This window comes from Acinetobacter pengchengensis, from assembly GCF_982235305.1.
Window position 1 is genome coordinate 607,310 of record NZ_CEVATJ010000001.1, and the last position, 13,511, is coordinate 620,820.

Sequence of the window (13,511 nt, forward strand, 5' to 3'; positions counted from 1 at the left end):
CGTTGTTATGAATGATGCGACCAATTTAATTGCCAATGAAGCCAAATCAATTGTGCAGGCGCATTTAGATCGCTTGGGCGAAACCAAAGAACATCATTTGAGTGAGCAAGCCAAGCAAGAAAAATTTGCGCAAATTCAAGCAGAACTCGAAAAGCGGAATGCTGTCTTGGTCGCCCATTACTATTGCGATCCTGAAGTACAGGAACTGGCTGAATTAACAGGTGGCTGTGTTTCAGATTCATTGGAAATGGCACGTTTTGGTCGTGATCATGCGGCAATCACATTAGTCGTGGCTGGGGTAAAGTTTATGGGCGAAACTGCCAAAATTTTATCGCCAGAAAAAACAATTCTTATGCCAACTTTAGAAGCGACTTGTTCACTAGACTTAGGTTGCCCTGTCGATGAGTTTAGCCGCTTCTGTGATGCGCATCCTGATCATATAGTCGTTGTTTATGCCAACACATCAGCTGCGGTAAAAGCACGTGCGGATTGGGTCGTTACCTCAAGCTGTGCGGTTGAAATTATTGAACACCTCGATAGTTTAGGTGAAAAAATTATTTGGGCGCCAGATCAGCACTTGGGACGCTATATTCAAAAGAAAACTGGCGCAGATATGCTGCTTTGGGAGGGCTCGTGTATTGTGCATGAAGAATTCCGTTCACGCGGTATTGCCAATATGAAAGCCTTGTATCCTGATGCAGCAGTTTTGGTTCATCCAGAATCACCAGAATCAGTTGTTGATGTGGCTGATGCAGTCGGCAGTACCTCGCAACTTATTCAGGCGGCAAAAACTTTGCCACACGAGCGTTTAATTGTGGCAACTGACCGCGGTATTTTCTACAAGATGCAACAAGCTGTACCGAATAAAATTCTAATTGAAGCGCCCACTGCAGGTGAGGGTGCAACCTGTCGTTCATGCGCGCATTGCCCGTGGATGGCGATGAATGAATTAGATGGAATTTTGCATGTATTGCAAACGGGGGATCAAGAAGTATTCGTCGAACCTGCTTTGGCAGAACGCGCTAAATTACCACTAGATCGTATGTTGAATTTCAATGCGAGCTTAAAACGCTAAAATTGATTGAAAAATATCAAAAATGTTTGATAAATATACGGTTGAAGCTTTTTTTTAATTTTTTTTAAATATAGGTGTTGACGTCTCCGGGCGTCACGCCTAGAATGCACACCGTACCGCACGATAGTGCGTTACATAAAAAGCTGAGATGAATCGGAGCATAGCACAGCCTGGTAGTGCACCTGGTTTGGGACCAGGGGGTCGTAGGTTCGAATCCTACTGCTCCGACCAATTCTTCAAGGCAACGTATCGCATGATATTACGTATCATCGGTCATGCGCCTGTAGCTCAGTTGGATAGAGCATCCGCCTTCTAAGCGGATGGTCACAGGTTCGAATCCTGTCAGGCGCGCCATTTTCGGTAGCTTGGTATAAAAGAACCGAACATGATGGTGGATGTAGCTCAGTTGGTAGAGCCCTGGATTGTGATTCCAGTTGTCGCGGGTTCGAATCCCGTCATTCACCCCAATCTCTTTAAGAGATAAACGGAGCATAGCACAGCCTGGTAGTGCACCTGGTTTGGGACCAGGGGGTCGTAGGTTCGAATCCTACTGCTCCGACCACTTTCTAAGATGCTAAATAGAAATGGTCAAGTCAATAAAGATACCGCGTTAAGCGGTTTTTTTATGTCTGAAATGTATGAAAACCTTATGAGTTTCAAAATATTTCATATTCGTGATTGGACAGCATAAAAAAGCCTCAAAAATGAGGCTAAAATAAGGAAAGTTTTTGTGCTTTGTGTATTAAGGCACAATCGTCACATTGACGCGTCGGTTAGTGGCACGATTTGCAGGTGTGTCATTGCTCACCATCGGTTGTGTTGCACCGCGCCCAATCACCAGAATATTTTTTCTTTCATAACCTTGATCTAAAAAGATCTGAGCCACACTTTGGGCTCGTTTTTCTGAAAGGGTTTGATTGTAGCTAGCTAAACCTACGTTATCAGTATGACCAATAAATTTAAGTTTATCCAAGTCATATTTATGCAGCTGTTGCGCCAATTGGTTCAAGCGTTCTTTTTGGTTATTTTGAATAGCATATTCATCAAAACCAAATAATAAGCGTTCAGGCAGAGCTAATGTCCAACCCTCATCACTTAAAATAAAGCCTTCTTGTTTTAGCATGCGTGCTTGCTTATAGCTGACATTCCCCAAACTCATGCAAGCACTGAGTGAAACCATAACAAGAATAAGTGTACTGATCAGAACTTTTTTAAGCATAAGGAACCTGTTTATTGTTTGATTGAGTTGAAATATACCATTTTGATTGATCACGTTTGGCTTTGAGCATCGCGCGATCGACATCGGCAATTAAATTTTCAGGAGTTTTGGCATATTTAATCAAGGCTACGCCAATACTGACATTTAGGGAAACTTGTTGTTGTTCATACCTAAATGTAGAGGCATAACACCCATGAATCTTTTCACAATAATCCTCTAATTCTGCGGTGGAATATGAGCCTGTTAAGATCACTGCAAATTCATCTCCACCTAAACGCGCAACAAACGCATGTGAGGGCAAAAGCTGAATCAGACAGTGTGATGAATCACGTAAAATATTATCGCCAGTTAAATGTCCAAATTGATTATTAATTTGATTAAAATTATTAATATCTAAAAAAAATACAGCAGCTTTAGCGGAAGGCTGGGTGAACAGTTTAAACAGTGTTTCATAAAAATAATTACGATTTGGTAACTGCGTCAAGTTGTCATATTGCGACTGAAATCGCAGTTTATGATTTTCAAACAATAAATTTTTATGGGATTGTTCAATCTCATTGAGTAAGGCATTAAAAGCACAACTCAGTTGATGAAGTTCTTGAATATCTGAACTCGAAACGCGCAGTTTGTAATTCTTGTTTGCGCTGATCTCACGTGCTGAGCTGACAATGGAAGTTAAAGATTGCATGAGATATTGATAAATTGAGTTGATTGACCAAAACACAGCAATTAAAAGCAAAATAAAACTAAAAATTAATCCTAAAATGATTTTATAAAAGAAACTGACCAAGTCACTAGAGTTTCCATACACTATCAATTTGCCATAGTTTTGCTGATCATGGTCAATACTCAGCCGAACAGGATGATTAAAAAACAAATAGTCCAATAGGGCTTGGATTGAGAAATGATCTAAGTCTTGCTGCTCAATAAAAGCTATACGCGTTTGTTTCGGTGAGAGTACTTCAATCGAACGAATAGAATAACGCTGCGTATGTTCTGAGAGAATATTGTTGAGCGTCATTTGATCGTTAAAAACCACTGCAGGCTGAATACGTTCATTTAACGCAGCAGACAAGTTTTTTAGGCTGCTTTTGGCATAAGTATTCATGGTGTAGGTTGAAATCACCAAAAAAATACCAGAGCAAATCGTAAAAGTTAAAACAAAAATAGTGAGTTGAGAACGGGTGAATAATTGATGTAAGGTAATTGGAGAGTATAACTGCTTCATGAGTTAGACTCCGTGGTTTTAGCAAGCAACAACACACGCGGATCAATATGCACTTTAGACTGGGTTAAGCTTTCCATATTGACTTTAAAGGCATAATTTTGATTTTTCTTATAGATGCAGAATGCGCTACCTGTTTCACACTCTAGATTGTTCATACTAATAGATAAAGCAGGAAATTGTACTTGAGTATTTAGAGTATGTTGTTCTTGTACTAAAGAAAGCGTCGAAAAAATTAAAATTTGGCAGTTGCTCTGTGCAATATTTCTAAGGGAAATAGATTGAATGTCATAGTTGTGATGTGAATGCTTGGCATTTTTAAATTGTTGTGCCATCACATTATTGTCTATGATGCAAAGCTTGGGCGTGTCATGTTCCCATTTTGCGTAAGATAAAATAGAAAATGTAGTGTTATAAAGATTTGATGTGGGTGCAGCATACAAAAAAGTAGGCGTTAGTATTGCTACAAATGACAGCAAGGTTATTATTTTAAAAATTTGAGTCATTTCGACACAACACGAATAAACATAAAAATAGTGTAGCCAAAATTTGAAAATAAGCCTACTGCTAATTTTGAGCAAGAATGATACAGATTTAAAATATTTTGCCGAATAAATAACCATTTGGAGTTAAAAACGGATAAAACTTAAAAAGAGGGGTTGCATGGCGAAATATTTCACCTATAATGCACATCCATCGGCGGTGATGTGGATTAAAACTTCTGATAAAACAATGACTTGGTTGAAAATGATTGAGTTGGGTTTTAGAAAGTTGGTTTAAAATAATTTAAATTACCAGTTGACACTTTAGAAATAAAGCGTAATATAGCCGACCTAGCTTGCTGCTGACGAAGTGGCAAGAAGATCATTAAGAGATTATGAAGAACAACTTGTGTGGATTTTTACTGGTTGATTGATCGAAATTATTTTCATTGATTGATTGGTTTAAATTACTCGAAGTTTATTTGAGCGAAATTTAAGTCAGAAAATTGATGAGCCAGATTTGGTCACTTCGAATAAAGTGACAAAATGATTTTAACTGAAGAGTTTGATCATGGCTCAGATTGAACGCTGGCGGCAGGCTTAACACATGCAAGTCGAGCGGGCGAGGTTGCTTCGGTAACTGAGCTAGCGGCGGACGGGTGAGTAAAGCTTAGGAATCTGCCTATTAGTGGGGGACAACATTTCGAAAGGGATGCTAATACCGCATACGTCCTACGGGAGAAAGCAGGGGACCTTCGGGCCTTGCGCTAATAGATGAGCCTAAGTCGGATTAGCTAGTTGGTGGGGTAAAGGCCTACCAAGGCGACGATCTGTAGCGGGTCTGAGAGGATGATCCGCCACACTGGGACTGAGACACGGCCCAGACTCCTACGGGAGGCAGCAGTGGGGAATATTGGACAATGGGGGGAACCCTGATCCAGCCATGCCGCGTGTGTGAAGAAGGCCTTTTGGTTGTAAAGCACTTTAAGTGGGGAGGAGGCTCTCTTGGTTAATACCTAAGAAGAGTGGACGTTACCCACAGAATAAGCACCGGCTAACTCTGTGCCAGCAGCCGCGGTAATACAGAGGGTGCGAGCGTTAATCGGATTTACTGGGCGTAAAGCGCGCGTAGGTGGTTAATTAAGTCAAATGTGAAATCCCCGAGCTTAACTTGGGAATTGCATTCGATACTGGTTAGCTAGAGTATGGGAGAGGATGGTAGAATTCCAGGTGTAGCGGTGAAATGCGTAGAGATCTGGAGGAATACCGATGGCGAAGGCAGCCATCTGGCCTAATACTGACACTGAGGTGCGAAAGCATGGGGAGCAAACAGGATTAGATACCCTGGTAGTCCATGCCGTAAACGATGTCTACTAGCCGTTGGGGGATTTGATCCTTTAGTGGCGCAGCTAACGCGATAAGTAGACCGCCTGGGGAGTACGGTCGCAAGACTAAAACTCAAATGAATTGACGGGGGCCCGCACAAGCGGTGGAGCATGTGGTTTAATTCGATGCAACGCGAAGAACCTTACCTGGCCTTGACATAGTAGAGACTTTCCAGAGATGGATTGGTGCCTTCGGGAATCTACATACAGGTGCTGCATGGCTGTCGTCAGCTCGTGTCGTGAGATGTTGGGTTAAGTCCCGCAACGAGCGCAACCCTTTTCCTTACTTGCCAGCATTTCGGATGGGAACTTTAAGGATACTGCCAGTGACAAACTGGAGGAAGGCGGGGACGACGTCAAGTCATCATGGCCCTTACGGCCAGGGCTACACACGTGCTACAATGGTCGGTACAAAGGGTTGCTACACAGCGATGTGATGCTAATCTCAAAAAGCCGATCGTAGTCCGGATCGCAGTCTGCAACTCGACTGCGTGAAGTCGGAATCGCTAGTAATCGCGGATCAGAATGCCGCGGTGAATACGTTCCCGGGCCTTGTACACACCGCCCGTCACACCATGGGAGTTTGTTGCACCAGAAGTAGGTAGTCTAACCGTAAGGAGGACGCTTACCACGGTGTGGCCGATGACTGGGGTGAAGTCGTAACAAGGTAGCCGTAGGGGAACCTGCGGCTGGATCACCTCCTTAACGAAAGATTGACGATTGGTAAGAATCCACAACAAGTTGTTCTTCATGACGATGTGTCTTAAAAGATAATTCGAGGTTTTCGAATTGGATTGAGTAGCAGATACTACGCACTGCGTTTGTCTTGCGAAAAATACAAAGCGATGCTTTGATTTTTCTCAGGGTCTGTAGCTCAGTTGGTTAGAGCACACGCTTGATAAGCGTGGGGTCACAAGTTCAAGTCTTGTCAGACCCACCATGAGCAAGACTTAAAGCACTGCTTTAAGGCGAAGCGCAAGGCAAACGAACGTGAGTGAGTGCGCAGGCTATAATCTGATACATCGAATCAAAAATGATAAGCTGGGGACTTAGCTTAGTTGGTAGAGCGCCTGCTTTGCACGCAGGAGGTCAGGAGTTCGACTCTCCTAGTCTCCACCAAATTTCAAGATTAGAAAACTTAAAGCACTGCTTTAAGGCTTTTCCTTGAAATTTAAGCAAACAGCTATGCTGTGCGCAGGCACACATATACTGGAGCTTTAAGCTAAAGATTGCAGAACTTAATAAAAGATCGAAAGAATCGAGAGATTAAATTTGATGGTTTATTAAGTTCTGTGATTTATCACAGTTGACTGCAGTCCGACGAGGATGCAGTGAATCATTAACAGATTGGCAAAAATTGAGTCTGAAATAAATTGTTCAACTCATTTTATTCAAGATTGACAGTAATGCTTCGGTGTTACGGTTTAATTACGAATTGAAATGAGCACTAGCAAATTAACTGAATCAAGCGTTTTGGTATATGAATTTAGATTGAAGCTGTACGGTGCTTAAGAGCACGGGACTTCAAACTGTAGATTAAATAGATCATTGATTATTTATTTAATTGTCTTAATCCTACTTGTAGGGATTAACGACTGTTTGGGGTTGTATAGTCAAGTAATTAAGTGCATGTGGTGGATGCCTTGGCAGTCAGAGGCGAAGAAAGACGTGATAGCCTGCGAAAAGCTCCGGGGAGGCGGCAAATATCCTTTGATCCGGAGATGTCTGAATGGGGAAACCCACCTACCTTAAGGTAGGTATCGTATGATGAATACATAGTCATACGAAGCGAACGAGGGGAAGTGAAACATCTCAGTACCCTTAGGAAAAGAAATCAATTGAGATTCCCTCAGTAGCGGCGAGCGAAAGGGGAAAAGCCCATTAAGTTATGTGTGTTTTAGTGGAATGCTCTGGGAAGTGCAACCATAGTGGGTGATAGTCCTGTACACGAAAGGGCACACATAATGATGACGAGTAGGGCGAGGCACGTGAAACCTTGTCTGAATATGGGGGGACCATCCTCCAAGGCTAAATACTCCTGACTGACCGATAGTGAACCAGTACCGTGAGGGAAAGGCGAAAAGAACCCCTGTGAGGGGAGTGAAATAGATCCTGAAACCGCATGCATACAAGCAGTGGGAGCCAACTTGTTTGGTGACTGCGTACCTTTTGTATAATGGGTCAGCGACTTATATTCAGTAGCGAGGTTAACCGCATAGGGGAGCCGTAGAGAAATCGAGTCTTAATAGGGCGTATAGTTGCTGGGTATAGACCCGAAACCGGGTGATCTATCCATGAGCAGGTTGAAGGTTGGGTAACACTAACTGGAGGACCGAACCCACTGTCGTTGAAAAGCCAGGGGATGACTTGTGGATAGGGGTGAAAGGCTAATCAAACTCGGTGATAGCTGGTTCTCCCCGAAAGCTATTTAGGTAGCGCCTCGGACGAATACCATTGGGGGTAGAGCACTGTTTCGGCTAGGGGGTCATCCCGACTTACCAAACCGATGCAAACTCCGAATACCAATGAGTACTATCCGGGAGACAGACTGCGGGTGCTAACGTCCGTAGTCAAGAGGAAAACAATCCAGACCGCCAGCTAAGGCCCCAAAATCATAGTTAAGTGGGAAACGATGTGGGAAGGCATAGACAGCTAGGAGGTTGGCTTAGAAGCAGCCACCCTTTAAAGAAAGCGTAATAGCTCACTAGTCGAGTCGGCCTGCGCGGAAGATGTAACGGGGCTAAAACTATGTGCCGAAGCTGCGGATGTATACATTGTATACGTGGTAGGGGAGCGTTCTGTAAGCCGACGAAGGTGGATTGAGAAGTCTGCTGGAGGTATCAGAAGTGCGAATGCTGACGTGAGTAACGACAAAACGGGTGAAAAACCCGTTCGCTGAAAGACCAAGGGTTCCAGTCCAACGTTAATCGGGGCTGGGTGAGTCGACCCCTAAGGCGAGGCCGAGAGGCGTAGTCGATGGGAAATTGGTTAATATTCCAATACTTCAGTGTAATGCGATGAGAGGACGGAGAAGGTTAAGTCAGCCTGGCGTTGGTAGTCCAGGTGAAAGGAAGTAGGCATGCATCTTAGGCAAATCCGGGGTGCTCTATGCTGAGATCTGATATCAAGCTGTACTTGTACAGTGAAGTGGCTGATACCCTGCTTCCAGGAAAAGTCTCTAAGCTTCAGTTACACTGGAATCGTACCCGAAACCGACACAGGTGGTCAGGTCGAGTAGACCAAAGCGCTTGAGAGAACTCTGCTGAAGGAACTAGGCAAAATGGTACCGTAACTTCGGGAGAAGGTACGCTGTTGATGGTGATAGGACTTGCTCCTTGAGCTGTCGACAGCCTCAGAAACCAGGCCGCTGCAACTGTTTATTAAAAACATAGCACTCTGCAAACACGAAAGTGGACGTATAGGGTGTGATGCCTGCCCGGTGCTGGAAGGTTAATTGATGGGGTTAGCGTAAGCGAAGCTCTTGATCGAAGCCCCAGTAAACGGCGGCCGTAACTATAACGGTCCTAAGGTAGCGAAATTCCTTGTCGGGTAAGTTCCGACCTGCACGAATGGCATAATGATGGCGGCGCTGTCTCCAGCAGAGGCTCAGTGAAATCGAATTCGCCGTGAAGATGCGGTGTACCCGCGGCTAGACGGAAAGACCCCGTGAACCTTTACTGCAGCTTGACATTGAACTTTGACCTTACTTGTGTAGGATAGGTGGGAGGCTTTGAAACTTGGACGCTAGTCCGAGTGGAGCCGTCCTTGAAATACCACCCTGGTAATGTTGAGGTTCTAACTCTGTCCCGTTATCCGGGACGAGGACCATGTCTGGTGGGTAGTTTGACTGGGGCGGTCTCCTCCTAAAGAGTAACGGAGGAGTACGAAGGTGCGCTCAGCGTGGTCGGAAATCACGCGTAGAGTATAAAGGCAAAAGCGCGCTTAACTGCGAGACCCACAAGTCGAGCAGGTACGAAAGTAGGTCTTAGTGATCCGGTGGTTCTGTATGGAAGGGCCATCGCTCAACGGATAAAAGGTACTCTGGGGATAACAGGCTGATACCGCCCAAGAGTTCATATCGACGGCGGTGTTTGGCACCTCGATGTCGGCTCATCTCATCCTGGGGCTGAAGCAGGTCCCAAGGGTATGGCTGTTCGCCATTTAAAGAGGTACGCGAGCTGGGTTTAGAACGTCGTGAGACAGTTCGGTCCCTATCTACCGTGGGCGCTGGAAATTTGAGAGGATCTGCTCCTAGTACGAGAGGACCAGAGTGGACGAACCTCTGGTGTACCGGTTGTGACGCCAGTCGCATCGCCGGGTAGCTATGTTCGGAAGGGATAACCGCTGAAAGCATCTAAGCGGGAAGCCTACCTCAAGATAAGATTTCCCCGAGGCTTTATGCCTCCTAAAGAGCCGTTGAAGACTACGACGTTGATAGGTTGGATGTGGAAGCATAGCGATATGTGAAGCTGACCAATACTAATTGCTCGTGAGGCTTGACTATACAACACCCAAACAGTTGTTGTACGAACTTCGAAAGAAGTGAGGATCAATCGATTTCATATTGATCTAACGATCAAACAAAAACTTGATTTAGTGAACGCTAAACAATAAACTTCAGACCCAATAGCCAACCTGTTAATAACTCATTTGGAACCAAGTAAGGCATTACATGCAAAAGCATCAAGCAAAAGCAATGTAACTAAGACCCGAACAAGTCCATAACAGTTGTGCTGGCGACCATAGCAAGAGTGAACCACCTGATCCCTTCCCGAACTCAGAAGTGAAACCTCTTCGCGCTGATGGTAGTGTGGGATTACCCATGTGAGAGTAAGTCATCGCCAGCTCATTATTCAAACACCCTCAACAATCGTTGAGGGTGTTTTTTTATGCTTGAATTAAAATAAAAATATGAAATAAAAGAATATTAAAAATAAAGAACACCAAAAAATAAAACCATCAGAAAATGGTTTTATTGGGGCATAGATAGAAGATTTATTTAAGCGAATAATTGTGTAACGGAACACCATAGAATTGCCAAAATTGCAATTGCAACGATAGGTTCTAGTACTTTAGACCAAGTGGGTACAATTGCTTCTGCAGGCTCAATATTTTGATGATCATCGTGGGTATGTTGTTGAACCATTTGATTAAACTCCTTCATTGATGCCTCTAATGATAGCTCTTCTTGAGGAATTGGTTTAGAACCTTTTAACTCTATTAGATCGTTTGTTGACCAAACCCAATCATCTGCCTGACCAGATAAATGTTCAATTTGACCTAGCAATAATTCACCTAAACCTTTATTACCAAAATTACCCGTTTGATCTAACTGTTTGAGTTCAGTAAGTTGTAAGGCTAAAACTTCGCTAATATTCTGTTCAAGCTCAGTTTTGGAGAGAGGCGACTGATTGTGTGGAGATGTGGTGAGTCGACGTGCAATTTCCTGAATATATAATTCATCTTGATGATCAATTTCTTGATAAAGTTTTTGGTTGTCTTCTCGCCACAAACTGACCAGTTTACCTAAGCTCAGCGCATTGATTTCTTGAATATATTGGTCGCGATCAACAGCATTATATCGTTTCAAAAGCGAGGGCCTTTGAAGTTTAATCTGCGCTGCAAAATATTGTACTAAATCAAAAGCCATTCACTACTCCATTGTTTTAATCTAATAATCTAAGGCTTGGTTTTTTCTTAGTTTGTTCGGTTTTATCTTCAGTCTTTGATTCTAAAGTATCTTGATCATTTTGGATATGTGCATACTCACTTGGATCAAAGAATAAGCCTTGTCCATTCTCTCTTGCATAGATACCCAAAACGGCATTCATAGGTACATATAAGTCGCGTGATACGCCACCAAAGCGTGCAGAGAAGGTGATAGCATCATTGCTCATGTGTAAGGCATGTACTGCATGTGGAACGATATTTAGGACAATTTGACCATCTTGAATAAATTGTTCAGGAACAAGCGTATTCGGCTGTGTGGCATCGACCAATAAATGTGGTGTGAGTTGGTTATCACAAATCCATTCATAAATTGCGCGGGCTAAATAAGGACGGGTTGGACTTAAATTGATTTCAGATTCAGACATAATATGCTCTTTAGGTATGAATTAAAAATTCTTGATAGTGATTTTTTTCTTGTAAAGTCATTGCTTGTGTAAAAGTGGGGCGTGAAAAAACCCGCTGACAATACAGGAAAAACGGACGACAGTGTTGTTTGGGTAATTCTATACCCATGGCTTTTAGCCGTATAAATAAGGGTGCCAGCATGCAATCTAAAATGCTGAAATTTTCCGACATGAAATAAGGATAATGCTGAAATAATGGCGTTAGTGAAATGAGTGTATCACGTAATTTTTTTTGTGCTGCGCGCTGTGCTGTATGATCTAAGCTGTCAGGATGACGTAGCATCTGATCGGCAAGTTTGAACCAGTCTTGCTCAAAACGCCAAATATATTGACGTTGTTCTGCTCGTGGCATAGGTGCGTCGGCATAGAGTTTATTTTGTCGATAACGATCATCCAGATATTCTGAAATAATCGCAGTATTAAAGAGTTTTAAATCATTTTCTAGCAGCATTGGAAGTTGATTATACGGATTTAGGCTTGCAAAGTCTTCATCTTCATAATCGACTAAAATCAGTTGATATTTGATTTGTTTTTCGGCAAGAACGTAACGAATCCAATGAGAGCGAAAGTCGTCCGCATGACTATAGAGGGTAATGCCTTGTAAGGGTGCGTTCTCGACTGACATAATCCGAAATAAAACCAAATGAATAGAATAGGATACTAAACTTAGTCACTAAAATCACCCAGCAAAGCTGATAAAAGTGTATGAGATATTTGTTGATCGATTTTTCAGTTTTTGTGCTGTAATTAATTTCGGTTTTGGGATGTGTGAATCTGAATTGTCTATGAGGCTTAAAATGCTCAGCTAGTCGATTTGCATAAAAAAGCCTTGGAAAATCCAAGGCTTTTTGTGTCCGATTCGGTAAACGAATTAACGTTTAGAGAATTGTGGACGTTTACGAGCTTTACGTAAACCAAGTTTCTTACGTTCAACTTCACGAGCGTCACGAGTAACGAAACCAGCTTGACGAAGAGCAGGTTTTAAAGTGTCGTCAGATGCGATCAATGCACGAGTAATACCGTGACGGATTGCACCAGCTTGACCACCAATACCACCACCAGCAACAGTGATGTAAAGGTCATATTTTTCAGTAGCTTCAAGAAGCTCTAATGGTTGACGTACGATCATACGAGCAGTTTCACGGCCGAAATATTGCTCAAGAGTACGGTTGTTAATTACGAGTTTACCTGTACCAGCTGATAAGAAAACACGTGCAGTTGCGGTCTTACGGCGACCTGTACCATAGTTAGTAGCCATGTGCTGTATCCCTTAGATGTCCAAAACTTGTGGCTGTTGAGCTGTGTGAGGATGCTCAGCACCAGCGTACACTTTCATTTTCTTGATCATAGCATAACCAAGAGGACCTTTTGGCAACATGCCTTTTACTGCACGTTGGAAGATTTCTTCTGGTTTGTGAGCAACTAATTTCTCAAAATTAGTTTCACGGATACCACCAGGGAAACCAGTGTGGCGATAGTATTTCTTGTCAAGTGATTTGTTACCCGTCACTTGAACTTGCTCAGCATTGATGACAACGATGTAGTCGCCAGTGTCAACGTGAGGAGTATAAGAAGTCTTGTGCTTACCGCGTAAACGACGTGCGATTTCTGTCGCAAGGCGACCTAGAGTTTTGCCAGAAGCATCAACAACGTACCAGTCGTGTTGAACTTCAGCTGGCTTAGCGCTGAGAGTTTTCATTAAACCACTACCTATTATAGTTGGTTTGGACTATGGAAGCTGTCCAAACAAAAAGGAGTCCGAATTCTACCTGAGAATGGGTGGAACTACAATGGAGAATTCACATTTTAAGCGCTATATTTTACCAATCTTGGCTGTAAAAGAAAAGTTGAATTAATTTTGCAGATTCAAGATTAAAAAGCCCAGATTTATGCGGTTTTAAATCACCTTGTACAGGCTTCAAACTAAAATTTCTAGCATTCAATATTAAAACAAGAATGGGAGAAAGGATGTCACCAGATTCGCACTCAGA

The 13,511-nt window shown here is 43.0% G+C and carries 9 protein-coding genes, 6 tRNA genes and 3 rRNA genes; 10 read left to right on the top strand and 8 right to left on the bottom strand.

The genetic code is table 11. From position 1 onward, the window contains the following. Window positions 1-7: 7 nt before the first annotated feature. From nadA to AC0T5Z_RS02965, 5 genes are all read left to right on the top strand, one after another. Window positions 8-1,075, top strand: coding sequence for a quinolinate synthase NadA (gene nadA / locus AC0T5Z_RS02945; protein ID WP_435337237.1), 1,068 nt, complete (start codon window positions 8-10; stop codon window positions 1,073-1,075). Window positions 1,076-1,229: 154 nt separating this feature from the next. Continuing rightward, a tRNA-Pro gene (locus AC0T5Z_RS02950) sits at window positions 1,230-1,306 on the top strand. Between the two features lie 46 nt (window positions 1,307-1,352). Further along, window positions 1,353-1,429: transfer RNA gene (locus AC0T5Z_RS02955), tRNA-Arg, on the top strand. Between the two features lie 37 nt (window positions 1,430-1,466). After that, a tRNA-His gene (locus AC0T5Z_RS02960) sits at window positions 1,467-1,542 on the top strand. 18 nt (window positions 1,543-1,560) lie between these two features. Continuing rightward, window positions 1,561-1,637: transfer RNA gene (locus tag AC0T5Z_RS02965), tRNA-Pro, on the top strand. A gap of 180 nt (window positions 1,638-1,817) precedes the next feature. Here the strand turns inward: AC0T5Z_RS02965 and yfiB are convergent. From yfiB to yfiR, 3 genes are read right to left on the bottom strand one after another with little or no spacing between them, the layout of a single operon-like run. Then, window positions 1,818-2,294 (bottom strand): outer membrane lipoprotein YfiB, encoded by a 477-nt coding sequence (gene yfiB / locus AC0T5Z_RS02970; protein ID WP_435337236.1) that lies wholly within the window; start codon window positions 2,292-2,294, stop codon window positions 1,818-1,820. Then, complete coding sequence (dgcN, locus tag AC0T5Z_RS02975; protein ID WP_435337235.1) at window positions 2,287-3,522, bottom strand: diguanylate cyclase DgcN/YfiN; 1,236 nt, start codon at window positions 3,520-3,522, stop codon at window positions 2,287-2,289. Before dgcN ends, yfiB begins: the two co-directional genes overlap by 8 nt. After that, a complete protein-coding gene (gene yfiR / locus AC0T5Z_RS02980) occupies window positions 3,519-4,142 on the bottom strand; it encodes a regulatory sequestration protein YfiR (RefSeq protein ID WP_473786259.1) in 624 nt (207 codons plus the stop codon). Before yfiR ends, dgcN begins: the two co-directional genes overlap by 4 nt. A gap of 412 nt (window positions 4,143-4,554) precedes the next feature. On the opposite strand from yfiR, the gene AC0T5Z_RS02985 reads away from it, so the two are divergent. The 5 genes from AC0T5Z_RS02985 (at window position 4,555) to rrf (ending at window position 10,233) form a co-directional block, all read left to right on the top strand. After that, window positions 4,555-6,091, top strand: a 16S ribosomal RNA gene (locus AC0T5Z_RS02985). A 158-nt stretch (window positions 6,092-6,249) separates the two neighbouring features. Beyond that, window positions 6,250-6,326 (top strand) — tRNA-Ile (locus tag AC0T5Z_RS02990). A gap of 103 nt (window positions 6,327-6,429) precedes the next feature. Continuing rightward, window positions 6,430-6,505: transfer RNA gene (locus AC0T5Z_RS02995), tRNA-Ala, on the top strand. Window positions 6,506-6,997: 492 nt separating this feature from the next. Next, window positions 6,998-9,890: ribosomal RNA gene (locus AC0T5Z_RS03000) — 23S ribosomal RNA — on the top strand. A gap of 228 nt (window positions 9,891-10,118) precedes the next feature. Beyond that, window positions 10,119-10,233, top strand: a 5S ribosomal RNA gene (gene rrf, locus AC0T5Z_RS03005). Together the 16S, 23S and 5S rRNA genes with 2 tRNA genes alongside form the textbook arrangement of a ribosomal RNA operon. 152 nt (window positions 10,234-10,385) lie before the next feature. Here the strand turns inward: rrf and AC0T5Z_RS03010 are convergent. The 5 genes from AC0T5Z_RS03010 to rplM all read right to left on the bottom strand — a co-directional run bounded on the left by AC0T5Z_RS03010 (window position 10,386) and on the right by rplM (window position 13,219). After that, a complete protein-coding gene (locus AC0T5Z_RS03010) occupies window positions 10,386-11,036 on the bottom strand; it encodes a hypothetical protein (RefSeq protein WP_291341142.1) in 651 nt (216 codons plus the stop codon). 16 nt (window positions 11,037-11,052) lie between these two features. Then, window positions 11,053-11,481 (bottom strand): ClpXP protease specificity-enhancing factor, encoded by a 429-nt coding sequence (locus AC0T5Z_RS03015; protein WP_291341144.1) that lies wholly within the window; start codon window positions 11,479-11,481, stop codon window positions 11,053-11,055. 10 nt (window positions 11,482-11,491) lie between these two features. Further along, entirely contained in the window at window positions 11,492-12,145 is a 654-nt protein-coding gene (locus tag AC0T5Z_RS03020; RefSeq protein ID WP_291341146.1) for a glutathione S-transferase N-terminal domain-containing protein, read from the bottom strand. A 246-nt stretch (window positions 12,146-12,391) separates the two neighbouring features. Beyond that, entirely contained in the window at window positions 12,392-12,778 is a 387-nt protein-coding gene (rpsI, locus tag AC0T5Z_RS03025; protein ID WP_004972483.1) for a 30S ribosomal protein S9, read from the bottom strand. Between the two features lie 12 nt (window positions 12,779-12,790). Beyond that, window positions 12,791-13,219 carry a 50S ribosomal protein L13 gene (gene rplM / locus AC0T5Z_RS03030; protein ID WP_004909012.1) on the bottom strand — a complete coding sequence of 143 codons (429 nt, stop codon included), beginning with the start codon at window positions 13,217-13,219 and terminating at the stop codon, window positions 12,791-12,793. Window positions 13,220-13,511: the final 292 nt, after the last annotated feature.